Annotated in this window: 19 protein-coding genes and 3 pseudogenes; 11 read left to right on the top strand and 11 right to left on the bottom strand. The window is 67.3% G+C overall.

What is annotated here, in order from left to right; all coding sequences use genetic code 11:
• Nucleotides 1-14 precede the first annotated feature (14 nt).
• Nucleotides 15-1,055 (top strand): diiron oxygenase, encoded by a 1,041-nt coding sequence (locus tag AB0M74_RS08430; RefSeq protein WP_364903338.1) that lies wholly within the window; start codon nt 15-17, stop codon nt 1,053-1,055.
• On the opposite strand, the gene AB0M74_RS08425 is transcribed toward AB0M74_RS08430, so the two are convergent.
• Nucleotides 1,021-1,767, bottom strand: coding sequence for a TetR/AcrR family transcriptional regulator (locus AB0M74_RS08425; RefSeq protein ID WP_364903335.1), 747 nt, complete (start codon nt 1,765-1,767; stop codon nt 1,021-1,023). The two genes, AB0M74_RS08430 and AB0M74_RS08425, sit on opposite strands and share 35 nt — an antisense overlap.
• 196 nt (nt 1,768-1,963) lie before the next feature.
• Between AB0M74_RS08425 and AB0M74_RS08420 the strand changes: the two genes are divergently transcribed.
• Together AB0M74_RS08420 and AB0M74_RS08415 are read left to right on the top strand one after the other, a co-directional pair.
• Nucleotides 1,964-2,770, top strand: a complete 807-nt coding sequence (locus AB0M74_RS08420; RefSeq protein WP_364903332.1) for a hypothetical protein — start codon at nt 1,964-1,966, stop codon at nt 2,768-2,770.
• 652 nt (nt 2,771-3,422) lie between these two features.
• On the top strand, nt 3,423-4,217 hold the full coding sequence (locus AB0M74_RS08415) for a hypothetical protein (protein WP_364903329.1): 795 nt from the start codon (nt 3,423-3,425) through the stop codon (nt 4,215-4,217).
• A gap of 91 nt (nt 4,218-4,308) precedes the next feature.
• Here AB0M74_RS08415 and AB0M74_RS08410 read toward each other — a convergent pair whose 3' ends face one another.
• Nucleotides 4,309-4,884: a hypothetical protein gene (locus AB0M74_RS08410; RefSeq protein WP_364903328.1), complete on the bottom strand. Its 576-nt coding sequence runs from the start codon at nt 4,882-4,884 to the stop codon at nt 4,309-4,311.
• Nucleotides 4,885-4,964: 80 nt separating this feature from the next.
• Nucleotides 4,965-5,390 (bottom strand): hypothetical protein, encoded by a 426-nt coding sequence (locus AB0M74_RS08405; protein ID WP_364903325.1) that lies wholly within the window; start codon nt 5,388-5,390, stop codon nt 4,965-4,967.
• A 425-nt stretch (nt 5,391-5,815) separates the two neighbouring features.
• Here AB0M74_RS08405 and AB0M74_RS08400 point away from each other — a divergent pair, with 425 nt between their 5' ends.
• The 6 genes and pseudogenes from AB0M74_RS08400 to AB0M74_RS08375 all read left to right on the top strand — a co-directional run bounded on the left by AB0M74_RS08400 (nt 5,816) and on the right by AB0M74_RS08375 (nt 11,092).
• A complete protein-coding gene (locus AB0M74_RS08400) occupies nt 5,816-7,171 on the top strand; it encodes a carotenoid oxygenase family protein (protein ID WP_364903322.1) in 1,356 nt (451 codons plus the stop codon).
• 61 nt (nt 7,172-7,232) lie between these two features.
• Entirely contained in the window at nt 7,233-7,832 is a 600-nt protein-coding gene (locus tag AB0M74_RS08395) for a hypothetical protein (RefSeq protein ID WP_364903319.1), read from the top strand.
• Between the two features lie 356 nt (nt 7,833-8,188).
• Nucleotides 8,189-8,704 (top strand): annotated as a pseudogene (locus tag AB0M74_RS08390) (sigma-70 family RNA polymerase sigma factor); the annotation flags it as partial.
• A 140-nt stretch (nt 8,705-8,844) separates the two neighbouring features.
• The gene (locus AB0M74_RS08385; protein WP_364903317.1) at nt 8,845-9,480 is read left to right on the top strand and encodes an ABC transporter ATP-binding protein; all 636 of its coding nucleotides are present in this window, start codon (nt 8,845-8,847) and stop codon (nt 9,478-9,480) included.
• Nucleotides 9,477-10,319: a metal ABC transporter permease gene (locus tag AB0M74_RS08380; protein WP_364903314.1), complete on the top strand. Its 843-nt coding sequence runs from the start codon at nt 9,477-9,479 to the stop codon at nt 10,317-10,319. The genes AB0M74_RS08385 and AB0M74_RS08380 overlap by 4 nt, the downstream gene beginning before the upstream one ends.
• Complete coding sequence (locus AB0M74_RS08375) at nt 10,298-11,092, top strand: zinc ABC transporter substrate-binding protein (protein WP_364903312.1); 795 nt, start codon at nt 10,298-10,300, stop codon at nt 11,090-11,092. Before AB0M74_RS08380 ends, AB0M74_RS08375 begins: the two co-directional genes overlap by 22 nt.
• Before the next feature lie 73 nt (nt 11,093-11,165).
• Here AB0M74_RS08375 and AB0M74_RS08370 read toward each other — a convergent pair whose 3' ends face one another.
• Nucleotides 11,166-12,803 (bottom strand): class I adenylate-forming enzyme family protein, encoded by a 1,638-nt coding sequence (locus AB0M74_RS08370; protein ID WP_364903310.1) that lies wholly within the window; start codon nt 12,801-12,803, stop codon nt 11,166-11,168.
• Nucleotides 12,800-14,596: a CoA transferase gene (locus tag AB0M74_RS08365; RefSeq protein WP_364903307.1), complete on the bottom strand. Its 1,797-nt coding sequence runs from the start codon at nt 14,594-14,596 to the stop codon at nt 12,800-12,802. The genes AB0M74_RS08370 and AB0M74_RS08365 overlap by 4 nt, the downstream gene beginning before the upstream one ends.
• Nucleotides 14,597-14,720: 124 nt before the next feature.
• On the opposite strand from AB0M74_RS08365, the gene AB0M74_RS08360 reads away from it, so the two are divergent.
• A complete protein-coding gene (locus AB0M74_RS08360; protein WP_364903304.1) occupies nt 14,721-15,923 on the top strand; it encodes an acyl-CoA dehydrogenase family protein in 1,203 nt (400 codons plus the stop codon).
• Between the two features lie 9 nt (nt 15,924-15,932).
• Here AB0M74_RS08360 and AB0M74_RS08355 read toward each other — a convergent pair whose 3' ends face one another.
• Together AB0M74_RS08355 and AB0M74_RS08350 are read right to left on the bottom strand one after the other, a co-directional pair.
• On the bottom strand, nt 15,933-17,024 hold the full coding sequence (locus AB0M74_RS08355) for a hypothetical protein (RefSeq protein WP_364903301.1): 1,092 nt from the start codon (nt 17,022-17,024) through the stop codon (nt 15,933-15,935).
• Nucleotides 17,025-17,047: 23 nt separating this feature from the next.
• A complete protein-coding gene (locus AB0M74_RS08350) occupies nt 17,048-18,298 on the bottom strand; it encodes an MFS transporter (protein ID WP_364903298.1) in 1,251 nt (416 codons plus the stop codon).
• Between the two features lie 180 nt (nt 18,299-18,478).
• Between AB0M74_RS08350 and AB0M74_RS08345 the strand changes: the two genes are divergently transcribed.
• Nucleotides 18,479-18,709: a hypothetical protein gene (locus AB0M74_RS08345; RefSeq protein WP_364903296.1), complete on the top strand. Its 231-nt coding sequence runs from the start codon at nt 18,479-18,481 to the stop codon at nt 18,707-18,709.
• 57 nt (nt 18,710-18,766) lie between these two features.
• Here AB0M74_RS08345 and AB0M74_RS08340 read toward each other — a convergent pair whose 3' ends face one another.
• From AB0M74_RS08340 to AB0M74_RS08325, 4 genes and pseudogenes are all read right to left on the bottom strand, one after another.
• Nucleotides 18,767-19,693, bottom strand: coding sequence for an NADP-dependent oxidoreductase (locus AB0M74_RS08340; RefSeq protein ID WP_364903293.1), 927 nt, complete (start codon nt 19,691-19,693; stop codon nt 18,767-18,769).
• A gap of 151 nt (nt 19,694-19,844) precedes the next feature.
• Nucleotides 19,845-21,470, bottom strand: a complete 1,626-nt coding sequence (locus AB0M74_RS08335) for a hypothetical protein (protein ID WP_364903290.1) — start codon at nt 21,468-21,470, stop codon at nt 19,845-19,847.
• A 3,243-nt stretch (nt 21,471-24,713) separates the two neighbouring features.
• Nucleotides 24,714-24,866, bottom strand: a pseudogene (locus AB0M74_RS08330) (LysM domain-containing protein); the annotation flags it as partial.
• Nucleotides 24,867-25,937: 1,071 nt separating this feature from the next.
• Nucleotides 25,938-26,582, bottom strand: a pseudogene (locus AB0M74_RS08325) (LysM peptidoglycan-binding domain-containing protein); the annotation flags it as partial.
• Nucleotides 26,583-26,593: the final 11 nt, after the last annotated feature.

The following is a 26,593-nucleotide window of genomic DNA, read 5'->3' as shown; positions in this document are numbered from 1 at the left end:
CCGAGGAGACACCGATGACGCTGTCAACTTCGTCGCAGACCGGAACCCGCAAGCAGGACTACCGCGAGGTCCTACAGACGCTGTCGGAGGGTTCGGTCACCAAGAATTTCGATCCGTACCTCGATATCGACTGGGAGGGTCCCGACTTCGCGATCGACCCGCAGGACCCGCGGTGGATACTCTCGCCGGAGATCGACCCGCTCGGCGCCACCGCGTGGTATCGACAGCTGCCGCGAGCCAGACAGATCGAGATCGGGAAGTGGCGGGTGGCCAACACGATCAAGGTCGGCGCCGCCTTCGAGAGCATCCTGATCCGCGGCCTGATGCAGTACATCATGAAGCTGCCCAACGGGTCTCCGGAGTTCCGCTACTGCCTGCACGAGATGACCGAAGAGTGCAATCACATCCAGATGTTCCAGGAACTGGTCAATCGCATCGGCGTAGACGTGCCGGGGATGCGGCCGTTTTTCCGGGCACTCTCACCGTTCATCGGTGTCGCGGGCGGCTATGCGCATGTCATCCTGGTCATCGGGATTCTCGGCGGCGAGGAGCCGATCGACCACTATCAGAAGGCGTTGATCCGCCAGGGCGGAAATCTCCCGCCCGCGGTGCTGCGCACGATGGAGATCCACATCGCCGAGGAAGCGCGGCACATCTCCTTCGCCAACGAATTCCTCAAGGCGCACATCGAGAAGTTGAATCCGGCCTCGACCGCGGTCTGCGCAGTGGCCTTCCCCCTCGCCATGCGCTGGCTCGCGGGCGAAATCATGTCTCCCCCAAGGTCTTTCGCGACCACCTTCGATGTTCCACGCGAGGTGATGAAGGAGGCATTCTGGCGTAGCCCGCAGGCACGCACGATCCTCGGCAGCTACTTCGGTGACATGCGTTCGCTTGCCGATGAGCTCGGATTGATGAATCCGGTCACCCGGCGTTTGTGGAAGCTGCTGCACATCGATGGCGCACCCTCGCGCTATCGCAGCGAGCCGGAGCGCAGGGTGGCCCGAGCGGTGCGTGAGCGGGTCACAGATCGACCGCGGACGAGCCCGCGTCGGTGAAACCCGCTATCACCGCGGTCAATTCGTCGTCCGGGTCCACCGCCAGGCCGATCGACCGCGCCGCGCCGTCGAGCACATACCAGGCGAATACGGCCAGATCGGCGACGATCTCGGCCCGCGACCGGCTCGGCTGCGGATCCCGAATCCACGTGGCGAGCACACCCTCGACCATCGTCACCACCGCGAACGGCACCGAGGCGAACGGCGCGGGGTCCGCACCGATGATCCGGCCGATCGAGGCGATGAGTTCCTGCGCGGTCTGCGACATGCGCAGTTTCAGACTGCTGACGGCATCAATGCTCGGATCCCCCGTGTCCGTCGGGCCGGTCCGCGCGAACTCGACCAAGCGTGGGTGATCGGACATCCAGTCCGCGACGGCACGAATCGTGCGGGTGAGAATCTCCCGGATCGAGCCGTTGGTCACGTCGAGCTTGACATCGAGCACCTGCGCGAAATCATCGACCAGATAGGACCGGATTCGGCGTTCCAACTCCTCACGACCACTGAACTGGCGATAGACCACCGATTTGGCCAGGCCGGCCCGCTTCGCGATGAGATGCACCGGCACGTCGGTACCGGCCGGAGTCTCCTCGAGCAGCGCGACGGCGGCCTGCAGAATCAGCGTCTGCCGTTCAGAATTGTGCTGCTCCCAGCGTGTGTCGTAGCCACTGATCGCCCCTGGCGTCCGCGACGGCGACGAAGCGATCGACATGCCCGGCAGTCTACTCAGCGGTCATCGGCCACCAGGCCCGATGACGACATCCGCGGCGGCCAACCCGGCACCATGAAATTGAGCTCGGCTAACGAATCCCCCGTGCACACCGATAGGGGAAGGTCGCCTCTCGGTACTCTGCGGAGGCACCGGTCATGCCACCGACGGTCGCCGAAGATCGAATCGCGTCACACCATTGCTGACCACGCTGGCCGCCATCGACCTGCTCGAGGAGTTTCTTTTGGCACGTCTACCACGCACTCACCGCTCATCCGGAACGCGTAACCGCGGCGCACTGCGCACTGCCGCCACCATCGGCGCACTGTTGACCACCCTCGTCTCCGTCGACACCGCAGGCGCCCGGCCGATCGGCCCGTTCGATGTCGGCGGCGCGATCGAAGTCGAATACGACCGAGCGGGCGGTCCCGCCGTCTTCGGCAATCCGGTCGACCCCGAGTCCGACGCCGGACGCGGTGGCCGCTACCAGGCCTTCGAACGCAACGCCTCCATCTACTGGCATCCCGATGTCGGCGCACACCAGATCGGCGGCAGCATCCGGAACAAATGGGGCAACCTCGGCGGGGAAAACGGCCCGCTCGGCTATCCCGTTACCCGGGAAGAATCCACCCCCACCCGGCCCGGCCGCTACAACCACTTCCAAGGCGGCTCCATCTACTGGTCCCTCGGCACCGACGCACACCAGATCGGCGGCGCTATCCGAGACAAGTGGGGAGCCTACGGATGGGAGAGCAGCCCCCTCGGCTTCCCCATTACCGACGAATCCAAGGGGGCGAAGAACGGCCGGTTCAACCTCTTCGGCGGCGGCGCCATCTACTGGTCCCCCGCCACCGGAGCCCACACCGTGTGGGGCGCGATCCGAAACATCTGGGAAGGCTCCGGTGTGGAAGGCGGCCGCTACGGCTACCCCACCAGCGACGAGTACGACTACGAAGGCGGTAAGGCCCAGGACTTCCAAGGTGGCCGAATTACCTGGCGCCCCTGACCTTCACTCCAGGTCGGCAGCAGGGCCTTCCATCGCTCACCCGGCTTGGGCCTCGGGCTGAAATACAGCCCGCCATTGCCATCCAGCGTCCGCTCGGTGATCCAGCGTGCGTCATCCGAGGCGAAGAAGGCGATCGCGTCGGCGATATCCGCACCTTGCCCAACCTGATCGAGCCGTGGTGATGTCGTCCGATGCCGGAGACTGTGTTTACACTGTCGTGCGCCACGAGTTCATTCCCGTGTCCGCGATGCCGGCGGAGTGCCCGTTACTCATCGCGCTCTCCGAACTGCCGGATCGGAACCCCGAGCCATCGGTATGTGGCTGGCCATGAAAATCTGCGTGCGGGACCAATTCGGGTTTTTGGCAAACGAATTCGTGGAAGCCGCCCCCGCCGGCCGAGCCTTCCCTGCCGACCGGCTCGCGCTCATGATGGAGGGCCTTACGCCACCGCGCAGGCTTTCGGCGCGACGTTCCGGGGCACTCGTGCACGCACATTCGTCGAGGCACTGCTCCCCCAGCCGACCCTGCCACGGCATGTCCACCACGAAAAACCGACCGGCCGGAATATGATTCGCCTATCCGATACTCATCCGGTCGACCCGTGGCTACGAATGCGGTAGGTACCTATCGTCGTTTCGGAATGAGGTCATCTATGGGCACACATCGTCGGGTAACACCTCCCTTCTACGCGCGCGCGGCCACCTATGTGGTCGCGAGCGCACTCCCGCTGTCCCTCACCGTAGTCGGCACGGCTTCCGCCGGCGCCGATCACCAACTGCCCACCGGCGCTACGATTGTGCAGACGCCGTACGGGCCGGCGAATATTGGCGATCCCCTCGCGTTGGCGGCAGCATCGTTTGCCATCCCCAGCACGAACGCGCTCGTCGCAACACCCATCGCCGACACCGATACCGTCGATCCGGTGTCACCACCCGCGCCCACGCAGGCGATGACACCGACCGAGGCATTGAACAGCCGCATCCGCATCGGCAACGTCCAGGTCGATCGACCCGAGTGGCTGAACGTCGAACAAGGCGGGCAGATCAACGATGCCGCCGCGGGCACCCAGGCCGGCCTGGCACAGGCCCTCACTTCGGCGGGAATCGAGCCTGCACGTTCGGATCGCGTCGCGGGGCACGTTATCGGCAGCTCCGCGGTCGGGGCTTCGGTCGGGGCTACGGTCGGCTCCGTGGTCGCCAGCCCGATCGCCGTCACCGGTGCGGTCGTCGGTGCAGTCGCGGGCCTCGTCGCCGGACTGCCCTTCGCACCGGCAGGCCTCTTGGTCGTGCCGGTGATAGGTGCCGCGCTGGGCTACGCGTTTGTCGCGGCGCCCTTCACCGCGGTGGGCATGGCCATCGGTACGGCCGTCGGGGCAGTCGTCGGGGCAGTCGCGGGCGCGGTCGCTCCGCTGGACAGTGTCGATGAACAGCCGGCAGTCATGCCCTGATTTCTGCGTCCGGCTCGACGAGTAGCCGGACCAGAACCGCGCCCCGGCACGAACGCCGCAGTCCTGCAATGGTGTTCGCGCCGGGGCGCGGTCATGTCAAGTTGCCGTCGTCGCACAGGCTCGCCGATCGCCACGACGGCCCATGGCGGTCCGAGCCGGAGTCGAAAGCCCAGTGAGATATCGGTCCGACGACCTTCCAATACAGCGCGCCGTTGCGGTCGGAGACCACCTGATACACGTCCGCGGAACCGTCGATGAGCTGACTGCCGACGCAGTAGTCGTTGTAGTCGGTTCCCGGTTGGTGTGCGCCCGCGCTGAAAAGGTGGGTGGGATTCGTGGCAGCACCGGGATTGGGCACTGCGCTCGGCCGGTTCGCGACTGAACCGCGCAACCAATACGGCGCACCATTGGCGGTCCCGCAGCTGAAGCTGCGGCCGCCTGCCACGACGGTCGCACCCGGTGCATGCGAGGTACCCGCCCAGACACAACCGGTGCCCGCCCCGGACGCAGCCGTCCGCGCATCGGCCGCGGCCATCCCGGCACCGAGTTCGAGACCACCCGCGGTGACAACGGCGGTCGCGAGCAGTGTGAGGGCTCTCGTTTTCGACATCTCCCGCATAGTGCCGGCGAGCACAGCGGACCGACGCTGCGCGCTAATGGTGTTCATCGACTTCTCTTTTCGGTCGTTCATCCGTCATCGGCCGAGTCGGCATCGGGCCACGAGTGGCATGCGTCGGCATCGAGCTGTCAGCACCAGTTCGCCATGGGCGGGCATACGGTCCAACCCTTGCCGTCGGGTCGCGCCACGGGCGTCCAACTCCGAGATCCCGCGTCGGGACCGGTGACGTTCTCGGTCGAGGACCGCTGGTTCTGCCGTTGGTGGTACTCCCGCAGGTTCTGCTGATGCTCGTTGTGCCGCAGCGGGTTGGCGTCGTCGTGGTTGTAGCCGTAGGGGTCGATCTTGTGCATGCCGACCGAGTTGCCGCCGCCATCGGCATTGCGCCCGCCGCCCGAGTGGTCCGAGCGAGCCCCGGGATCCGCTGCCACCCCACCGGACGCGACCACCGTTCCCGCGGCAAATGCGCCGATGAGCAAGGCGACCGCCCTCCCCCTCGACATACCGCGCGCGAGATGAGCCAGCTCGGGTCTCGTGGACACCGCACGTCGCTTCATGGCCCCGTTGCCTCTCTGCTCCGATGTGCTCCGGTCGCCGATCCAACAGCGACATATCTACTGAGATTAATAGTAGATGTCGAACCTGAGAAGTGTCAGTAGCGCACATAAACCTACGTAAGTCGGAAATACGTCACGTATATAAGCAGTAGATATGCATATCCAGACGAACGCGACGCCACAGCCGCACACCCCACAACGGCCATCCGCGCCCAGCGGACGCGACGACATCGCAGGCAATGGCGCGACCGCCACGCTGGGCGAGGCGGCACGCGCGCCATCCAGCAAATCCTCGCGATGCCCGCCCCCCGCCCCAGCTCCATGGCGATGGTTTCATACAAACGTCACAAACATGTGTTCTATACAAATGTCTAAAACATATGTACGGTCGTTGTTGCATCGATCCGACCGACCGAAGGGGTCCCATGGCCGACAACCGTTATGTCCGAGGCAATTTCGCGCCCGTGACCGAAGAAGTCACGGCCCACGACCTAGCGGTGACCGGTCGAATACCACCCGAACTGAGCGGCCGATACCTCCGCATCGGCCCGAATCCACTCGGTCTCGAAGACCCCTCGGCCCATATCTGGACACTGGGCGAAGGCATGGTGCACGGGGTGCGGCTGCGCGAGGGCCGCGCCGAGTGGTACCGAAACCGTTGGGTGCGTTCAACTTCGGTAGCCGACCGGCTCGGCGAGCCGCGCCGGGGTGCACCCGTCGACGACCGCATGGACTTCGCACCCAACGTCCAGGTCGCCGGCCACGGCGGCCGCACCTACGCCCTCCTCGAGGGCGGCATCCGCCCGTATGAACTCACCTACGAGCTCGACACCGTAGGCCCCGCCGACCTGGGCGCCACTGCGGAAGGCTTCGCCGCCAATGCCCACAGCAAATACGAGCCGAGCACCGGACTGCTGCACGCACTGACGTTCCGTTACGGCGCGGACTTCGTGCAGCACATCGAGATCGGCCGCCACGGTGAGGTCAATCAGGTGACCAACATTTCGACCCCGTCCATGCCGTACATGCACGACTTCGCCCTCACCGAGAACTACGTACTCATCTACGAATCACCCCTTGTCTTCACGAACGACAGAATCGCCACCGGCGTGCCCTTCGCCTGGAACCCGGCACTGGGGTCCAGAATCGGCGTGCTGGGACGCGCCGGCGGCACGGTTCGCTGGCTCGAACTGGCCCCCGGCAGTGTTGGTCACACCCTCAACGCCTTCGAAGACGGCGCGAAGATCGTCGTCGATGTGATCGTGCATCCCCACGAATACGAACTGACCGATATCGGTGGCAGCCGTCCGATCCTGGAACGCTGGACCATCGACCTGTCGATCGGCACAGTGCGTCAAGACCTGCTGCACGACCGCCCGCAAGATTTCCCGCGTATGGACGGCCGCCGCGCCGGACACCCTTACCGGTACGGGTATTCCGCGGTCACCGAGCTCTACGCCACTGCGAGCGCGATCGACGCCGATCGTCCGGACGCGGGATTCAGCAACGCGCTGCTCAAACACGATCTACGCGACGGCACCACTGAAGCCCACGAATTCGGCCGCGACAGCGCCGTCGGCGAGGCCGTCTTCGTGCCCGCCGCCGGCTCGAGCGCCGAAGACGACGGCTATACCATGGCCTACATCCACGACCCCGATCGTGGCGCTTCCGATCTGGTGATCCTTGCCGCGCAAGACTTCACCGGCGATCCGGTCGCTCGCATCCACCTGCCCGCCCGAGTGCCGCTGGGACTCCACGGCAGCTGGATTCCCGACTTCTGACAGACCACTGAACGACGTGAGGCCGGCCCTCCCGGTGCTCAGCGGCCGGGAGGATGGGAATATGGGCGGTGTTATGAATCAGCCGCCCGCATCCCCGATCACGCGGGCGACGCGTGCCGCGATGTTCGCGGCGATCGGCGTGCTGTTGTCGGCGATCGGGCACGCCGAGGCGTCGGGACATGGTGTGCCTGTCTCCACGCTGATACTGGCGTTCGCCGCCACCGGTTCGGTGGCGTGGGCGGCGGCCGAAAGGCAACGCGGGATCGTCGGCATCGGTGGTGGACTGCTGGTGATGCAGGTGGCGCTGCATCTGTGGTTCGGGGTCCCGGCGCTATCGGGCGGTCACGGCACATCGCACGCCACCGCCGAACTTGCCGGTGCACAGACTGATTCGCTGATCATGCTCGCCGCACACGGCGTCGCGGCGCTGGTCTGCGCGGTGTGGCTGTGGTTGGGTGAGAAGGCATTGTTCGCGCTGTTGGCCGCGCTGTACGCGCGGACACTCGCGCCGCTACTGCTGATGCTCGTCCATCCGGCCGTGGCAGACACCGGGTCCGGCAGGCCGATCGCCGTCGACCACCGGACTTCACCGCTGACCGGTGCCCTCTTGCGTTATGTGATGGCCCGGCGGGGGCCGCCGGTCGGAGTGGTCTTGGCCTGAGAGTCCGTCACGGGCCGCCGGAATAGTTCCGGCGCAGTGACGTGGGATCCGGCAGCCGACGATCCGGTCGGCGCACCATCGGTCCCGCGGACACCAGTGGCGGACGCAGCCGCCGTACTCTCTTCGCCCGACCCGGGCGGCAGTCACGGCGAGCCTTACCGCTCAGCGGCCGTCGCCCGCCCGCGCACCCGTCGGTGTGCCGAGGCATGGTGTGCGGCCGGTCTTTTCGACGCTGCGTGCTGTGGCGTCGCCGAACCGAGATTCTGTGAAATGCATTCGATGCCATCACCGCTGCTACGCAGCGGAACTTCCTTGTTCCTCGCCGCCGGTCGGATATGCCGATATGGGAGCCGATCATGTCCGACGAACAACTGACGGCGCTGGCGCTGGCGGCCGGCAACGGTGATCGACGCGCCTTGGAGGAATTCATCCGCTCGACCCAACGTGACGTGTGGCGATTCGTCGCGCACCTCACCGACATCCAGTCCGCGGACGACCTCACTCAAGAAACCTTCCTGCGCGCCATCGGCAGTCTGCCCAGGTTCGCGGGCCGATCCACCGCGAGAACCTGGCTGTTGTCCATCGCACGGCGGGTGGTCGTCGACCGATTCCGCAGTGCGGCGGCCCGGCCGAAGAACGCGCAACTCGACGACTGGCAATTGGCCCTGGATCAACGCCGCGATCACGACATACCCGATTTCCCAGAGGAGATGGTGATCGCCGATCTGCTACGCGGACTGCCCGAGCAGCGGCGGGAGGCTTTCGTCCTCACCCAGGTGCTCGGCCTGTCCTATGCAGAGGCGGCACAGACGGTGGGATGCCCGGTGGGCACGATCCGCTCCAGAGTCGCGCGGGCTCGAGAAACTCTGATCACCCTGTGGCTGGCGGTAGACGAGCCCACTGCATGCCCCAATGGCGATGTTGTGGAACCGATCGGCGCGCAGGTCCGACTACTGCCGCGAGCGCAATCGCGGCGCGGCCCTGCCGCGGAGATCCTGACGGAGGTGGTGTGATGGGCGGGTTGGACCTGCGATTGACGGGTATGTCCTGCCGCCACGGCCGTGTCGAAGTTGTCAGCGATATCGATCTCGATGTCCCTGCCGGGCAGCGGGTTGCGTTGACGGGCACCAACGGTTCGGGCAAAACGACACTGTTGCGCGCAGTGCTCGGACTGCATGCGGTGGTTCGGGGCGAGATCATGGTCGGCGGGCGCGGCGGGCACAGCGCCGCCGAGCAAACATGGCGGCGGCGAGCCTGCGCGTGGATCCCACAGCGCCCCGCCGCCGGCCGTTTCCCGTTGCTGGCAGGTGAATTGCTGGCCAGTTCGGGCAGCCGTGACGCGGCCGAAGCGATGGCGGGCCGCCTCGGTGTCGGTGCCCTCATAGACCGTCCCCTCGACACGCTTTCGGGCGGACAGTTGCAGCGCATGCACCTGTCGCGCGCGGTCGGGTGTGTGGCGACGGGGGCAGGCGTCGTGCTCGCCGACGAACCGACGGCCGCACTGGATTTCGCCGGACAAGAGGAAGCCGCGGACATTCTTGCCGAACTTCCGGTGACACTCGTGGTCGTCACGCACGACCGGACATTGGCGCGCCGCTGCGACCGGGTGCTCGAGATGGCCGCGGGCCGGTTGCGGGAGGTGTCGTGAACGGACCCGCTCAGCTGGCCGACCTCCTCGGGATGGCGTCGGTGCAGCGCGCCGCGGTTGCGTTGCTGGTCGGGTCGGTCGGGCTACCGGTGATAGGGGTGGTGATCGTCGGGCTCGACATCATCGCGGTCCGGTTCGCGATGATGCATGTCGCGCTACTCGGCGCCGCGATCGGCATGCTGACCGGGCTGGATCCGGCACTGTGCGGGCTAGTCGCCTGCGCGGTGGCGGGGGCCGGGATCAGCCCATTGGCCCGCACGCCGGAAAGCCTCTCCGGGGCAATGGGTTTGCTGATGAGTCTGGCAATCGCGGCGGCACTGCTGGTGCTCTCCATTGCCGGGGTGAACGCGTCGGCGGCGTTCTCGCTGCTGTGGGGTTCCATTCTCGCAGTGCGGGTGCAGGATGTGCTGGTACTCGCGGCGCTGGCCGTGGTTGTGCCTGCGCTGTTCTGGTGGCGACGTCGCGATCTGGCGCTGCTGCTGCACGATCGCGAGCTCGCGCTGGTCTCGGGTGTGCCGGTGCGGCGGCTGACCCTCGTGTTGCTGGTGCTGGTTGCGGTCGCCGTGGCCGGCGGAATTCGGCTCACGGGAGCGCTGCTGGTCGATGCGCTCACCCTGCTCCCGGCACTGGCCGCGCGCCGACTGGGGCACTCGCTCACCGCGATCATCTGCTGGGCCATCGGCATCGGTAGCACGGTCAACCTGATCGGTTTCCTGGTGGCGCTGGCTCTGGACCTGCCACCCGGACCGGTTCTGGTCCTCGCCGCAGGGGCAGCCGCTCTTGCGGCTCATCTCATTCCCGAACGGAGAAACACCGCATGGCACGCTTCTGTGCACTGATCAATGGCCGCGTATCCGCCGCTCTCGCGCTCAGCATAGGTGTGCTGTTGAGCGGCTGTTCCGGTACCGAGGATGAACACGACGACAAACACCATCCGACCGTGGTGGCGACCACCGCGTGGGAGGCCGGATTCGCCAAGGCCGCAGGCATCGACGACGTGCGGGTCATCGTGCCCACCTCCGTACACCACGCGCCCGACTACGACCCCAAGCCCTCCGACCTCACCGCCGTGGCCGAAGCCGACTTCGTGCTGTACGCGCCGTTCGAGCCGTTCGCGGCGAAGATCAGGGAGGCCGCGGGATCGCGTGCGAAGCTGATCGAGGTGAATCTCGACAACTCTGCCGATAAGGTGACCGCTCAGGTGCAGGCGCTCGGCAAGGAGTTCGGTACCGCATCGGCGGCCGAATCCTGGATCTCGGCCTTCAGCACCGAATACGACAGACTCGGCAGGGATGTGCGGGCAGCCTGGCCGGGCGGCAAGCAGCCGACCGTTGTCGCGCAGGTCTTTTCGACCTGGGCCGCTCAGCTGGCCGGAGCACAGGTGGTGGGCACCTATGGGCCGGAGGCAGTGACTCCCGGTCAGCTCGCCGGGCTCGCCGCGAAGAAGCCGGACTTCGTGCTCGACAACGCGCATATGTCCAGCGGGACCGCGCTGCCGGATTCCGGAGCAAAGCAGGTCTCGATCGTCAACTTCCCCGGCCAGGATTACGACCTGCTCGGCGTGTACCGCGACGCGGAAGTCGCGCTGAAGAAGGCGATGTCCGGCTCCTGACCATCGTCGGGTGGACAAATGCGGGGCAGGCACCCGAAGTGCCTGCCCCGCTATCATTTTCGCCGTTTGCGGATCAGCCCATCGATGCGGCGACTCGTGAACGCAGTGCGGCCCGGTCCGGTTTTCCCGCCGGCGTCAGCGGCAAGGTGTCGAGCAACAGCACGGCTTCCGGATGTTTTCCGCGTTCCATGCCATGCGCACGCAAGTGGGCGCAGAGGGCGTCGAGGGCGGGCGCGCACCCCGGCCGTGGCACCACGCAGGCGGCCAACCGCTCCCCCAATACCTGGTGCGGCACACCGACACACACCACGTCGCGCACGTCGGGGTGGGTCGCGAGCAGCTGCTCCACTTCTGCGGGACTGATGTTGGCGCCGCCGCGGATGACGACCTCCTTGAGTCGGCCGACAACATGCAGCCGACCCTCGTGGTCGAGGACACCGAGATCGCCGGTGCGGACCCAGCCGTCGGCCGTGCGGTAGCGTGCGTCCAGTTCGGGGCTGCCGACGTAGCACAGCGGCGTCATCGGGCCGCGGGCCACGATCTCGCCGGTCTCGCCGAGTGGCGCGATCTCGCCGGTGTCGACGCGCGCGATCCGAATCTCGGCGACACGGGGGTCGGGCCGACCGACCAGGACACCGGGACCCGCGGTAGCCGTGTCGGTGTCGCCGAGGTCGGTGTGGCAGTTCACGCCGTCGGCCGAACCATAGAGGTTGACCACCGAGCATCCGAAGCCGCGCTGGGCTTCCTCGGCGGTGGCCCTGTCCAGTTGTGAACCGCCGAGCACCAGCGCCGTCATCGAGGACGTGTTTGCCGTGTCCGCACCATGGTCGAGCATCATGCGGACCATCGTGGGGACGCCGAGGACATGCGTCGGATGGTGTCGAGCGATCGCGTCGAGTGCACCTTGCGGTGTGAAATGGTCCAGCAGAATCAGGGTGCCACCGTGCCGTGCCAGCGTCACCGCGGTGCCGTTGCTGCCGAACGCCGTTGCCAACGGGACAAGGAACAGGCTGCGGGGCGGCTCACCACCGGCCAGCAGCGAGCTCATGAAGTTCCCGCGACCGCCGGCGAGCGCGTTGTGCGAGTAGGCAATCATTTTAGGTTCGGCTTCCGAGCCGGAGGAGACCAGAATGCGCGCGGCGGTGTCGGGATCCGGGCGCGCAGGAACGAACGTCTCACCGTCAGCTTTCATCAGTTCGGCGAAGGAGAGACATCGGTCCGGGACCTCGGTCTTTCCCACCGCGGCGACGAACCGCAGCATGGGCAGCCGATCGAGCAATTCGGACAGTTCGGCAGCGTGGGCGTGATCGCGGAACTCGGTCGCCGCGATGACCGCGACAGCGTCGGCGCGGCGCAGCAGCGATTCGGCCTCGCGAAGCCCACGGCCCGCGGGGAAAGGCAGCGCGACCGCACCGAGTGCGGCGAGGGCCAGGTCGGCGATGACGGCTTCGCGGCAGTTCGGAAGTTGAACTCCGACAACGTCTCCGGGTTGTATGCCTTCGGCGGCAAGCCCCGCAGCGAGCCGTCGGACCAGCGTGTCGAGCCGGGTATAGCAGACCTTGCCCGCCGCGTCGAGGAGCGCGGTCCGGTGCGGATCGAGGCAACGGTGCGCCAGGAAGAGCGAGTACAGGTCGAGGTCGGGGCACGCGCCATCGGCCGCCCAGGAACGGCGTAGCCGGGTCGGGACGAGATCGTATAGTAGCACAGTCATCGGAAACTCCAGGGAGACGAAACAGCCACGGCGCCATACGTATCGGTGGTGAGGGCGGCGGCGAATCGGGGGTCGCGCGGTAGCTCGGCCAGATCGGTGGTGACGGCGGTGGCGTGGATGTCGTTGTCGCGCAACCAGGCAACGGCGTCACCGGTGCCCGAGCCGTGCAGGCGCTCTGCGTGTACGGCGGCCGCGACGGCATGCTCGTCGGACGGTGCGAGCCAGCCGTCCGCGGTCGGCAGTGGGCGCCGGAATCCGGCCGGGCGACGCGGCGACAGCCCTGCCACGGTGCGGGCCACCGCGGGCGCAGTGAGCAGGTCGGCGGCGGCCAGCAGCGACGATTCGACCCGGACACCGCGACCGGTCCGTTCCCTGGTCAGCAGGCCCGCGAGAATGGCTTCGGTGCCCAACATGCCGCCGAGCACGTCCAGCAGCGTCATCAACGACGGCATCGGCGGCTCGTCCGCCGGTCGTGCCGCCGCACCGACTCCCGTACGTGCCTGAACCATGAAATCGGTACCCATCGGCGCGTTCTCGACTCGCCCGGCCCAACCACTGGTGTAGGCATACACCAATCCGGGGTTGGCGGCCGACAAGTCGTCGGCGCCGAGCTCGAGGTGTTCGGCCTTACCCGGCGCCCAGTTGTGCAGGAACACATCGGCCCCGGTGACCAACTCGCGCAGACGCTTTCGATCGGCAGGCGATTTGATGTCGATCTCCACGGCATCCTTACCGCGGTTCAACGCCAGCCACCGGGCCGAGACATCCGAGCACGTAGGCGGCATCCCGCGCAGTGGATCGCCACCCGGCGGCTCGATCCGCACCACATCGGCGCCGAGCAATCCGAGCAGATGTGCCGCGAGCGGCGCCTGCACGCGCCGCCCGGCTTCGAGCACAGTGAAGCCCGCGAGCGGGCGCGCGAGGGTGGCGGCAGATTCGCGCACCGTACGTTCAGCAGACTCCGACAGCGCGAACTGCCACGGAAGGGTGTCCCCTCCCTCGGCGCGCAGCTCGTCACCGCGCTCGGTGAGTGTGTGCAGACGGCAGACATCGGCACCCGATTCGTCGGCCGCCGCGCGCACCTGCGCCCAGGTCCGCGTCGAGGTGGTGCGATGGAGTTCCTCGGGAATCGGGGCACAGGCGGTTGCGTAGCGAAATTGAAAGGGCCGCCAGCCTTTTCGCAAGGCGTCCGGCGGCGCGTCCATGGCGCGCCAGAAGTCCGCCCAGACTGCGACATCAAGTGCCTCGACCTCGAAGTGCACGCCGTCGGCAGTGGTGAACGGTGGACCGCCGGGTGCGAGCGGAGTCGCCTCGTCGTCGTCGGCGCACGCGGCCGCCAAGTATTGCGAGATGGTCAGCAGGGCTGTTCGGTCGGCGGCGACGCCTACCGCAGTCGCCGCGGTGCCGCGGGACTGGGCGATGAGTGCGGCGAGCAGCCCCTGAACAGTGAGGATTCCGGTAGCGGTTGCGACATAGTCGACGGCGAGGCCGCGCGGTGACCCGTCCCGACGGCCGTGCACGAGCATCAGCCCGGCGGCGGCCTGCGCGGTCGCTTCGTCATACACCTGACTGTGGGCGCCGCCCCAGCTCACCTCGGCCGCGGCGTTAGCACCGTCCGGGCCGGTGAGAGTCAGTGCGGCACTCTCCCCCACAACCGGCTCGGCGCCGAGCAGCCGCAGATGTTCGGAGGCCGTCGCGAATGAACCGGGCAGACTCCCGGTCGATACTCGCATACCCCGCAACGGAAGTGGGGCCCCGCGGGTACTGGCTGTCCGCATGGTGCCTGCTGTCATGGCTCTCCTTTTGAACGGTCACGCTGTCGCGGGAACTCGGCGACGGTCGCCACCGACCAATCCCACGGACAACAGCAGTCGGACCGCCGAGCCCTCGGGTTCCGGCCAGCGCGGAGGAGAAACCATGAAGCCGTTCACATCCCAGGGTGCGGCACCGACCGTCGACGGACCCGCCGCTGTCACCCGCACCGATCTCGACCCGGCGGACTTGCGCGAACGCGTCACGGCCTTCGTCGCCGAACAGGTGATGCCACAGGAAGGCACGCTCGACGCGGGCGGCGCGACCGCGGACGCGGCACTGACCGAGCTGAGGGCAAGCGCCAAGGCAGCCGGACTGTGGGCGTTGCCGTTGCCGACCGAATTGGGCGGGCAGGGCCTACCTTTCGCCGACTATGTGCAACTGGCCGAAGCCGAAGGCGCAAGCGATCACGGGCCTGCGGCCCTCGGATCCGCAGCGCTGCTGGATGTGCGCATGCTGCAACAACATTCCCACGAGCGAGTCCGCGACAGCTATCTGAAGCGATTGGTCTCCGGCGAGCTGCGTGCCGCGTACGCGATGACCGAGCCGGAAACCCCCGGCACCGATCCGGCGCTGACGGCCACCCGCGCGACCGCCCAACCGGATGGCTCGTGGAGATTGACCGGACGCAAGTGGTTCGTCAGCGGCGCGGCCGACGCCGGTCTGATCGCGGTGCTCGCCCGCACCGACGGCGCCGCGCCGAGTCGTGAGGGGTTGTCGCTGCTGTTGGTCCCTACCGACAGCCCGGGGTTCCGAATCGTCCGTGAAGTGCCGGTTTTCGGCATCGGCGGCCAGTGGGAGATCACCTTCGACGATGTTCGGGTGCCGGGCGACCATCTGATCGGCGAACCCGGTGCGGCGTTGCGTATCGCGGGGCAACGCCTGCAATTGGGCCGCACGCTGCGTTGTCTGCGTTGGCTGGGGCAGGCGGAGCGCGCATTCGGGTTGATGTGCGATCGGGCGCGCAGCCGCACCCAGTCGCGTGGGCCGCTGGCAGATCGACAACTTGTGCAGCAGCATGTTTTCGAGTCATTGCTCGCCATTCGCAGCACTCGCCCGCTGGTGCACAAGGCGGCCGCACTCATCGAGGCCGGTCACGACGCCCGCACGGAAGCCGGATTGGCCAAGGTCGCCGCGGCACGGACGCTGCAGCAGGTCGCCGACGCGGCAATCCAGGTCTACGGCGCGGCCGGACTCGGTCCCGACACCGCACTCCCGTCGCTGCTGCGTATGGGGCGGATGGCGCGCCTGCTCGACGGTCCCGACGAATTGCACATCGAGGCCGTGGCGAGAAGGGTGCTGCGCTGAGCCGCGTATTCAGGTGTCGAAGGGCGCCACCATTCCGGAGCAGATAGCCAGGGCGAGCGCCAGAAAGTAGTCACCCCAAATGAGTTCGTGCGACGTGGCGAGTCCGCGCTCGAGGTCATAGCAGCCATCGAGAAGCATGCCCGAGGGGCGCGGACCATCCGGACCGCTCACATGCGCCGTGACAAGATGTCGAACGATCTCTACCGCCCTGGCGCGTAGGCGCTCACGGTGCCGACTCGCCGCCGTAGCGGCGAGTTTGAGCAAGGCCACCGCCTCGATGGCAGCTGCCGAGGTGTCGGGCGGGGCGTCCTGGATTGCTTCGGCTGACGGCACCGGGGTTGCCCCGTAGTCCACCAGCCGCTCGGCGACTGCACCGTAGTCGGGATCGATGTAGCACGCCGCATCGGCGAGGGCCAGCAGCAGCCAGGCCCGGCCCCTGCTCCAGCCGGGTCGTGGCTGCGCGCACGCGGTCCATTCGCCTGCGGCCCATGCCCACGCCGGGGTGCCGACCGGCTCGGCTCGCCATCGAGCCACGTGTGTGTCCAGATGCGCGCGGGCCGCTTCCGTGCCCGCTCGCGTATTGGCCGTGGCAAGCAGGGGGACGGTGCCCGGTACTCCGTCGATCCGTGCCAGCCACCTCGAACCACCGAATGCCGAACCCCACGGCAGGATGCCGAGATCCTGATCGAAGGCGTTCAGGCAGGACCGCGCGGCCTCCGCGCGAAGGCTTGCCGCGGCACTGTCACGACCAGGCCCTGCGGCCAATGCCGTGCCGTACCACAGGATCAAACCACGAGCAGCGGCGTCTGCGGTGACCCAATGCTCCAGCTGCGCGGTGACCGTCCGTGCTGCCGACCGGTCCCGCCGCGAGCCTGTGCGCAGCGCCCGTAACCACAGCAGCCCTGCCCAGAACCCACCGGTCCACGAACCACGTGCCGTAGTGACCCATACGCCGGAGGCGCCGTCGGCATACAGCGGGAAACGTTGGTCGACAACGGAATACGTTGACCCGACCCGATCCAGCAGTGCGTCGAGGGCAGCCTCGGCGGTGCTGGCCCCGGTGCGCCATCCGCGATCGCGTTCCACGTCGCACTCGCTCATGCCTGCGCCTCTTCCTACCGCCCTCACGCCTGCGCCGTCCGATCCCGTCGTGCTCGGTCCGGCAACGCCCGACTCCGCTGCCCTCGATCACGCAGCGCCCAGGCCGCCGCGACGCCGGCCGCGGCCGCGAATTCCGCGGCCACCGTCAGCCACCCGTCGCGGTATCCGATCACTGGCAGCAGAAATCCGAAAAGCGGTGGCCCGATGGCGAATCCGGCAAAGAAGCCCGCCGACACCACCGCCGAATCCCGTCCGGCGCGACCGGGTGCGGCGCGTTGGATGACGAGCACCATCGACACCGCATTGCCCGCCATCCCGAACACACCGACCGCTATCACCGCGACCCACACCAAGCCGTTCACCTGTGGTGCGACAGCCAGCAGCACCGCGGCGACCGCCGATCCGGCTGCCAACCCCGCGGGCAGCACCACCGCGACGCCCGGCTTGGCCGCCAGTCGCGCCCATCCGATGCGGCCTGCGATTCCGGCCACGCCGAGCACCGCCACCAGCATTCCGGCGGCGGCGGCGCCGAGTCCGAGCCGTCGCTCCCCGAACAGGGCGAGATAGGTGTTGATCGAGGCCATGCCCGCGCCGAGGAACACCGAGAACACCGCCAGCCATCGCACCACGCCCGCAGTGCGGTTACCCGACTCGGCACCGAAGGCGTTGGCGCCCTGTGGATTCCGTGGCACATCGGCCGGCAAGATCCGCCACACCCACGCAGCGGTCAGCACCGCGATGCCAGCGGCCACCCACACAGCGGATCGCCAGCCCGCCACGGCGGCGAGCGTGGCCAGCGGCAGCCCCGCCGCAATTGCGCCGAGCTGGACACCCGATTGCTTGGTACCGGTCACCCCTGCGCGTCGCGGCGCCGGTATCGCCGCCAATATCGCCTTGTTCGTCGCAGGGTTCGCCAAGGCCTGCGGTGCACCACCGAGACCGACCGCCAGCAACAGCACCCCATATCCCGGTGCGGACGCGATCAACGCGAGCGCGCACGCAACCATCCCGAGCAGAGCGCCGAGGCACCGTCGTGGGCCGAGCAGATCCACCGCCCGGCCGGCGATCGGCGAGAGCAGTGCAGCGGTGCCGAACCCGACCGTCGTGGTGAAACCCAGCATCGCCGAGGACATCCCGAGGTCCGGCACGATCCGTGGACCGAGCGCACCCAACACGAACAACTGCAACATCGAGAAACCCATAGCCGCGGTCAGCACACCGGTCACCGATGCCACCGCCACCCGGTCCGTACGGACGTGCGGGTGTGTCTGCACTACCGCTCTCCTCCCAGCCGCGCCGCCCCATCGACGGCCCCGTACTCGAGTAGTCGGCTGGGAGTGCGTCTCGGTTCCGAATCGAGCCGATCCACTGTGTGCGTTGCGTGCAGGAGTTTCTATCGCGCGATGACGTAGCCGCCGTCCGGACGATGGTCGCGCGAGCGGCGAAGATCGGCGATGGCGAAGGTCCGCTGCACCCAGTCCCTGAGCCGCCAGTTCGTCCAGCGCACGGTCAACGACGCGGCGGCGGATCTGGTCGAGTTCCAGCCGAACCCCCTGCATCAGCGCTCGCCATTGATAGCGCTGACCCCAGCAGGCACCTCGGCCATCACCGCCGCAATCCGGCGCGAACACGCCCTCCCGCGCCGGACCGGCGGCGCACCGACGCCGAAATCCGCTCCTGCCTAGAGGTTCTCGACCAAATGCTCAGCCTCTTCGACGACGTCGACATGAACGGGGTGACCCTCACGGGATGAGGACTGTTTTACCCTTCGCGCCTCCGGTCGACGCGTGCGCCTCGGCAGCATCGACCAGGTCGAACTCCCGCTCGACATGGACGCGCAGCGCTCCGGCTTCGGCGAGACCGGCGAGTTCGGCCAGGTCCGCCGCTGATGGAAGGACGGATACGGTCTCGAAGCGGACACCGTGCCGCTCGGCTTCGGCCGAGGTCAGCCCCGGATTGTGACAGACTGTGGTGACCAGCACACCCCCTGGCTTCAACACGTCGAGGGAGCGCGGTGCATACTCGCCGCCGACCAGGTCGAACACCACATCCACTGGATCGATCGCGGCGGTGAAATCCGTTGCGGTGTAATCGATCAGCTCGTCGGCACCCAACTCGGTCAAGAAGACGTGATTCTCGGCCCGCGCGGTGCCGACAACATACGCGCCGCGAGCCTTGGCGACCTGCACCGCCAGATGCCCGACCCCACCGGCCGCGGCATGGATCAGGACGCGCTGCCCGGGCCCGAGATGGGCAAGCCCGACCAAACCCTGCCATGCGGTCAGCCCGGACAGCGGCAACGCGCCCGCCTCCGACATCGACAGAGCCGCAGGCTTGGCCGCCAGCTCGGCAGCGGGCGCCACCAGGTATTCCGAGTAAGCACCCGCCGCCTTCGGGAACAACGGCATCCCGAAAACCTCCACACCAACCTCGAACCTCGTCACCCCAGGACCCACCGCCTCGACAACACCCGCGAGGTCCCAGCCCAGCGCGAACGGCGGCGACGGAAACAGCGGGAAATACCCGGCCCGAACGGCCGAGTCCACTGGGTTCACCCCCGCCGCCCGCACCCGAACCAGCACCTCGCCGGAACCGGGCTGCGGCCGCTCGACCTCCGTGCGATACAGCACCTCGGGCCCGCCGAACCGGTCTTGAGTGATCGCGTACATCAGATCTCCATTTAGTTGACATGAGGATTATTGCTCATGCAAATATTTACCCCACATTGTTCCTCGCGTCAACTATCCGCACATCAAGCATGTGTTGAGGCGGACCGAACCTGGTCGAGTCGGCACTCATTGGCGACGTCCCGGCGTCGGATCACGGCCACGGCTCCGAAGGCCTGACGATATCGAACTGCAACCCGCTGGAGCCTTCACCGCTACCGGGGTTCTTCTGCCTGCGGACCCAGGAGTGCCAGGAACCGTCGAACCATCGAGCCAGCACCGGGCGGCGCGTCACCAGTGCGCCGTCACGCGGGACCTCCTCTTCGTGCACCCAGTCATCGGTGTGCAGCAGCCTGCCGTGCGGCTCGGATGTGAACCCCGGCTGCTGTAGTGGCACCAGCGCGAAACGGATCTGGTCGAGGGTCACGGCGTGCGGAACCAGCGGCAGCCAATAGTCCGGGACGATGGTTTGCACCGCGTAGGAACCGATATCGCGCGGCGGCGGGCTCTCCGGCGCGATGCGCAACCACCGTTCGCGGCGGTCGACACGGTCGCCCTGCGGGTCGGTGAAGGACTTCTCCACCGCCCACCCGAGGTTGGCGAGTTCGTCGCGCAGCAGTGCGACGGTCTCCAACGGCTCGCCGACAGCGCCGCGTTCGGACGGCATGACCAGCAGACCGTCGTCGGTGCCGCTGACCGTGAACAGATTCCAGCCCTCCTCTTCGCTACCGGCACGGTTGATTTCGTGTTTGCCACCGAACGAATCCGAGACGACGAGTTTGTCCAGCACGGTGAGCGAGCCTGCCGGCACCTCCAGCGGAAGCAGGAAACGGTCGTTGCCGTACACCTCCGCGAACGCGATCAGCAGCAGCCTGCCGGTGTCGAGCTTCTCGACGTCGGTCGAGCCGAGATCGATCTGCGCGTCTTCCATTTCCCAGAACCGGTCCGCGGGAATACCGCCGTATCGGACGGTCGAGGGGATCGCCTCCCTGGTGAACATGTGCAGCGCGCCCGGTGTCGTCGGTGCGGGTGTCGCGGCCGGATCGAGATCGACGGTGAACCAGTCCAAACCGTCGCCGAGGTACTCCTCGGAGTGGAAGACCTTGTCGCCGAAGGACATATCGACGCGATGCTCGAAACGGTGTGGGTCGAAGGTGTCCGGTCCGGCGGCGGGGAACAGGCCGCGCCACCAGGTCAGCCAATCGGCCGGGACGGAACCGAGCCCAGCAACGACGGGTGCGCCGTCGGTGAAGTCGGCCACCAGCCGTTCGGCGTCCGGCACTTTCGGCGCGAGTAACGTCACCAGGTTCGACGGGGCGGTCGGCGGCTGTTGGAAACCGTAGGCCACGAGCACATCCGGCGTGCGTGCCCGTAGACCCTTCTCATCGAGCATCCGCAGGAAATGCGCGCCGCCTTCGATTCTGGTCAGTTCGTCCAGGACCGTGACGTCCTCGGATTCCACCATCTCGTCCAGGGGTCCCGATGCCGGGTCATAAGGCACCCAGGAGTGGTCGACCGCCAGCTCCCCGGTACGGCCCGCGGGCCGCCATGCGGAGATGACGGTGCTGTGCCCGGACAATTCCACCAGCACCGGGGATCCGGCGTCCTGTCCGGCGAATTCGCCGAACTGCCATTGTCTCGTCAATGCCCAGGCGGGGTCGTGCATACGGGCGGTGAGGCCGGAGGCGACCTCATTGCTGCGCGGCAACGGCTCCAGCCGGTAGCGGTCGTCGAGACGGAACCTCGGGTTCCCGAGGATATCGACCATTCTTCGCGGCATCGTTCACTCCTCTGCCAGGGTGCGCCAGAACTCGCTGATCATCGATCCGTGTAGTTGCCCGAGTCCGTCGACGCGCACGGCGGGCAGAATGTCGTCGAGCAATGGCAGATCGCCGATGTCGACGGCGCGCAGCTTGGCCAGCTCTAACGTGTCGCGAACGACCAGGGCCAGACCGTCGGCGGTCCAGCCGCGCTTCGGGTCGGGTGGCACCGCAAGCAGGATCGCCTGTGGCGCTTTGGCATCCGGCCGATCGAAGTGGAACGACACCCCGGTCAACTCTGATTCCACCGGAACCGCGTCGGGCCCGACTTTGGTGGCCGCCAGCGCGTCCGAGCCGGGCAACACCTCCACCCATTCGTCGAACACCATGCCGGTCAGCGGCTGCCCGGCAGGCAGATCGAAGGGGGTGTGCCGAACCAGGTGCTGGCGAGCGAGCGGGCGCTGCAACGGGTTGAATGTGCCGCCGATCCAGGCCCCGTCGCCGGGCAGCTGAGAGGCGGCAAGCGGGCATGGTCGCCCGGCCCGCACGCCGGCCAGCAGCAGGGTCTCGTGCCAGGTGCGGGTGGTCGGGCGAATCGCAGCGAACCGCAGCACCCAGTCCGCCACAGTCGATCCCGTTGCCACCGGCGGCGGCAGCGCCAGCCCGGAGAGCTCCGCGGTGAGCGGAATGTTGGTGCCGAGGAAGTCGGCGAGCGCGAGAGTGACCGCGGTGAGCCAGCCGGGAGTGGTTGCGTCAGTGGACAATGTGACGAGTCGTTGCGGCAGTTGCGCCTCGATGCCGAGTGCACTGCGCTGCTCGACGGTGTCGACGGCGGTGAGGAATCGGGCGACTCGATCGCGCACCTCGGCCAAATCCGGTTCTCCGACCTTCGTCTGCTCACCGACGACATGCCTCGGCAGCAGGGCGGACGCACCGCCGAGTAACCGGTTGATCCGCTCGGTGACGGCACGCACCTCGGCGAAAGTGTCGTCGAATTCGGCTACCGCGCCGGGTATTCCGTGCTGCTTCGCCAGTCGGGCGATGATCCGACGCTGCCCGCTGACGGCGACATCGAGCACGAATCCGAGTGCGCTGAGCCCGAGTACGTCGGCGGTGACCGTGAACGACTGCGAGTGCTGTCCCAGCCTCAATTTTCCGGACAGCCTCCACCCGACGGCCGGCCCGAGCAGGCCCGCCACCCATGCCTCGACCCGAGGCTCCAGCTCGGCGAAAGCATCCGTGCCCCAGCCGGGCTCGCGCGGCGGATCGGGCGGCAACACCGTCGCGAGCCGATGGGTCACCGCACGTCCCCGATGGGGAGTGCGCAGCACGTCGAACCGATCGGGCACGTCCTCGCCGCGACCGAGGGTATCGGCGGCGAGCCCGGAGCGCATGGGGTTGCCGCCGACGAGCTGATGCACGCTCTCGGCGAGCAGCAGGTCACCGACAGCGTCGAGTGCGTCGACCACGTCGTCGAGGATGGGCTTGATCTTCTCCCCTTGCTCGAACAGCAATCCGTGCTCGGTCAGTAGAGCGGGCACCGCACCTTTGGCGTGCGCACGGGCCAACCGCATACCGTCGACGACATTCGCCGCGGCGATGGCGTCGGAACTGCGCTGCCAGAGGTCGGTCGGCGGGTTGGCGTCCGCGGGTTCCGGTACCACCGGTGTCGGAAACACCGTGCGATAGCGCGCTTTCTGGGGATCGAGGTTCGCCTCGTGCAGCGCCCGCTCGAATCGGTACCCGAGCAGGGCGCCGAGGGTCTGACCGCGCCGCACACCGCCGAGCAGCCAACGAGCAACGCGGGCCCGTCGTGAAGTCAGGTCGACAGCGAGCGTGGAATCGCCCTTGTGGGAAGTGAATCCCGAGCGCAGGACCGCGGCGGTCGCCGCGTGATGCAGCGACGGCGCATGGATATAGCCGTCGGACTCCTGCACCGTGCCCGGACGCAGATTCTCCACCCAGCCATATCCCCCGAGACGTATCCCGGACACACCCTCGGCGCGTGTTCGGCTGAGCCGCTGCGTGGCCAACGAGGTCACCCAGGCATCGAGACGGTGCGAGGTGATGTCGAACAATTCGAACAACAGCGGCAGAAAGTCCTGCGGCGCAACCCGGGACAGCGCCTCCAGGCCCGCGAGCAGTTTGCCTGCGGCGGGCAGGCCCTGGCGGCCGAAATCACCGATCGCGTCGAGTTCGGCCTTCGGCGTCAGGGGGGCCATGATCAGTTGTGACAACAGCCGGTCCACCGTCGCGGGTATCGACAGCGCCGACTTCGCGAGATCAGGTCCCTCTTGACCGAACGGCGCGTCGTTGCCGCTGCTCACCAGCCAGGGGAGGAAGTCGGTCGGTGATCCGGACTCATCGGCGAAGCCGACCGTCCCGAAGATCGTCGCGCGCCGATCGGGTGAGACGCCGTCGATAGTCAGCGGCCACCGCTCGAGGTACTGCTCGTGGGTGATTCGGTCGGTCAGCACGTCGATGGCGTCGTGCAGCTGGTCGCGGCTGTTTGCGAACAGCGCGGGGTATTTCGCCGCGTTGGGCGCGAGGCGCTCGGCGACCTTCGCGTAGTCCGGTGGCTTGGAATCAGACACCCACGCGAGATTGCTGACATCCTCGGTGGGCTGCGCCCAGCGCAGTCCGGAAAGAATGCCGCCGACAGCCACGGCGGGCCCAGGAGAACGCAGACTCAGCTTGTCGAACTTCTCCCGGCCACCATTCGGGGACAGCACGCGGCGGATCACAAGATCGTTCGACACCGGGAGACGGGACAGGATGTCGGCTGCGACCTGGTCGGCGGGCAAGCCGTCGGTCACTCGTGGAATCCAGCCGGAGACCAGCGCGGCACGCCAGTGATGTCGTAGCCGCAACAGCCAGGGCAGCATCAGCGTGGCCGCATCGTCGGGCCGGTCGGTCGTCCATTCGTCGACCGTCGAGACCGGAAGCACACCGTAGGGCTGCCGTCCGACCCGGATGGTCGGCAAAGGTCCACGGCTGCGGACGAATTCGGCCATGTGATCCCTGATGGTCAGCCAGAGTCCGAGTCGCGACACCTCCTCCGGTGTGCTGAACAGCCCTTGGTCTTCGACCATCTTGAACGCGAGACCCCACCAGGCCAGGATCGCCAAAGTCTCTGCCGCCGCGTCATCGGTGTGCTCGGCACCCTGGCATTCGGTGAGAAATCCCGCGTCGGTGAGTCCGAGTGCACGAGCCATTCGGTCGGCATCGGTCGGACTCGGTTCGGGTTCACCGGGTTTGGCGGGAATCACGAGCAGCTGGCCCTTTTCGATGACACTCGGATCGGGGATCCGGTTGGCGGCAGCGATGATGGGGAACAGTTCTCCGTCGCCGTAGAAACGTTTCGCCAGCCCGAACAGCGTGTCGTTCGCCACCACCCGGTGGGTGCGCGGGGCGATGTCGGGTTCGCGTGGGGGCGTCGGTCCCGGCGGCGTGCCATCGGGACGCGACGACCACGAGGCTCGGCTCTGCGGCGTGTTGTTGGTCGGTGTACCCGGCGGGAGGAAGGCGAGGCCGTCTGTGTACGCGTGACCGTGCAATGTCGCGCGCAACCGGTCGGCGGCCTCGGCGGGCGCGCGCTGGCTCACGCCGATGACGAAGAGTTCGTCGAGATGGTCCACCTCGGCGGGCAGCCTCAGCACTGTGGCCATGCCCTCGTGCACTGCGTCTTCGAAATCGATGGCCCAGGCGGCATGCCGGCGATCGGGTGCGGCTTCGTCGGCGGCGAGAAAACCCAGCGGCAAGGGGTCGGGGATGTCGGCGCCGACTTCGTCGACCACCACCAGCCCGCCGACCAGGCCCAGGAAGCGCCAGCGCGCGGGCATGGTGGTGACCTCGGGGGCACGTCGCTGACGTGGATTACGCACGGCGGGGTCGGGTAGACCGGGACGCGACACCCTGGTCGCCCAGGCGGCGCGATTCGGGCTGAGGGTCTCGAGCAGGGTGTGCCAGGCTTTGTCACCCGGGTTCAGCCAGTACTCGCGCGCCGCGGCGAATTCGCCGGGGGTGAGTGCGGGGTCGAAGCCGTCGATGTGGATGTCGTCGGGGTAGACGCGGACCTTGATGCTGCGTTTGTCGGCGGTCCATTTCGTCTCGATACGGACGGGCAGCAATACGATCGGCTCTGCACTGTGCTCGCCGAACAGCGGAGAACCCGAATCGAGCACTGCGGCAAGGTTTTCGGTGGTCTCGTCGAGCCTGGCGCGTAAGTGGTCCAGTTCCGCGCGCCTGGCCGCCTGCGCCCGCTCCACCGGCCTCAGTACCGTCTGTGGCGTATTGCCGTGCGGTACCTCGGTGGGGGGCGGATCGCTGGCCACCCAGGCCCGTACCCGGCCGAGCTCGAATTCCTTGTCGTCGGCCAGCGCCAGCTTGTTGTCGTGCTCGAGCCGGACCATATCCAGGGTGCGACGCAGCATGAACGGGCTGACGTCGGGAGTGACCGGACCGGTACCGATGTCGGGAATGATCAGCAGTTGGCCGGGGAAGATCAGATCGGGGTTCGGGATGGCATTGGCGACCGCGATGATCGGAAACAGCTCACCGTTGCCGTAGAAGCGTTGCGCCAGCCCGAACAACGTGTCGTCGGTGACAACACGGTAGGTCCTGGTGACGGGTGGAATGATCAGTCGTCGCCCGATGGCGAGCTTCGTAGGGTCGGCGATTGCGTTGGCGGCGGCGATGATCGGGAAGAGCTCACCGTTGCCGTAGAAGCGTTGCGCCAGCCCGAACAGCGTGTCGCCGGCCACGACGATGTGGATCCTCGCTGTCCCGGGGATCACCGGTGGGCGGCGCTGTCCGGTGAGTTCCGGGATGACCAGCACTTGGCCGACGGCAATGTGGTCGGGGTCCGCGACCCGGTTGGCGGCGGCGATGATCGGGAAGAGCTCACCGTTGCCGTAGAAGCTTTGCGCCAGCCCGAACAACGTGTCACCGGCCACCGCGGTGTGCGTCTTGATGATATCGGGAATGATCAGCGTCTGGCCGACGGCGATGAGGTTCGGGTTGATGATTTCGTTCGCCGCCGCGATCACCGGGAACAGCTCACCGTTGCCGTAGAACTGCTGTGCCAACCGGAACAGTGTGTCGTGTGCGACCACCCTGTGAGTCCTGGCCATGGCTACTCCTG

The sequence above is a fragment of the Nocardia sp. NPDC051463 genome (assembly GCF_040681975.1).
Lineage (GTDB): Bacteria > Actinomycetota > Actinomycetes > Mycobacteriales > Mycobacteriaceae > Nocardia.
Note: the sequence above shows the minus strand (reverse complement) of the source record. Positions and strands in the feature narration are given on the sequence as shown.

Bases quoted from the DNA above. Each gene is read 5' to 3' on its own strand.
- AB0M74_RS08335 (WP_364903290.1), bottom strand. From the start codon at position 21,470: ATGCCGCGAAGAATGGTCGATATCCTCGGGAACCCGAGGTTCCGTCTC.
- AB0M74_RS08425 (WP_364903335.1), bottom strand. From the start codon at position 1,767: ATGTCGATCGCTTCGTCGCCGTCGCGGACGCCAGGGGCGATCAGTGGC.
- AB0M74_RS08340 (WP_364903293.1), bottom strand. From the start codon at position 19,693: ATGTACGCGATCACTCAAGACCGGTTCGGCGGGCCCGAGGTGCTGTAT.
- AB0M74_RS08355 (WP_364903301.1), bottom strand. From the start codon at position 17,024: ATGAGCGAGTGCGACGTGGAACGCGATCGCGGATGGCGCACCGGGGCC.
- AB0M74_RS08370 (WP_364903310.1), bottom strand. From the start codon at position 12,803: ATGACTGTGCTACTATACGATCTCGTCCCGACCCGGCTACGCCGTTCC.
- AB0M74_RS08430 (WP_364903338.1), top strand. From the start codon at position 15: ATGACGCTGTCAACTTCGTCGCAGACCGGAACCCGCAAGCAGGACTAC.
- AB0M74_RS08365 (WP_364903307.1), bottom strand. From the start codon at position 14,596: ATGACAGCAGGCACCATGCGGACAGCCAGTACCCGCGGGGCCCCACTT.
- AB0M74_RS08400 (WP_364903322.1), top strand. From the start codon at position 5,816: ATGGCCGACAACCGTTATGTCCGAGGCAATTTCGCGCCCGTGACCGAA.
- AB0M74_RS08375 (WP_364903312.1), top strand. From the start codon at position 10,298: ATGGCACGCTTCTGTGCACTGATCAATGGCCGCGTATCCGCCGCTCTC.
- AB0M74_RS08410 (WP_364903328.1), bottom strand. From the start codon at position 4,884: ATGAACACCATTAGCGCGCAGCGTCGGTCCGCTGTGCTCGCCGGCACT.
- AB0M74_RS08345 (WP_364903296.1), top strand. From the start codon at position 18,479: ATGGCGAAGGTCCGCTGCACCCAGTCCCTGAGCCGCCAGTTCGTCCAG.
- AB0M74_RS08415 (WP_364903329.1), top strand. From the start codon at position 3,423: ATGGGCACACATCGTCGGGTAACACCTCCCTTCTACGCGCGCGCGGCC.
- AB0M74_RS08360 (WP_364903304.1), top strand. From the start codon at position 14,721: ATGAAGCCGTTCACATCCCAGGGTGCGGCACCGACCGTCGACGGACCC.
- AB0M74_RS08395 (WP_364903319.1), top strand. From the start codon at position 7,233: ATGGGCGGTGTTATGAATCAGCCGCCCGCATCCCCGATCACGCGGGCG.
- AB0M74_RS08405 (WP_364903325.1), bottom strand. From the start codon at position 5,390: ATGAAGCGACGTGCGGTGTCCACGAGACCCGAGCTGGCTCATCTCGCG.
- AB0M74_RS08385 (WP_364903317.1), top strand. From the start codon at position 8,845: ATGGGCGGGTTGGACCTGCGATTGACGGGTATGTCCTGCCGCCACGGC.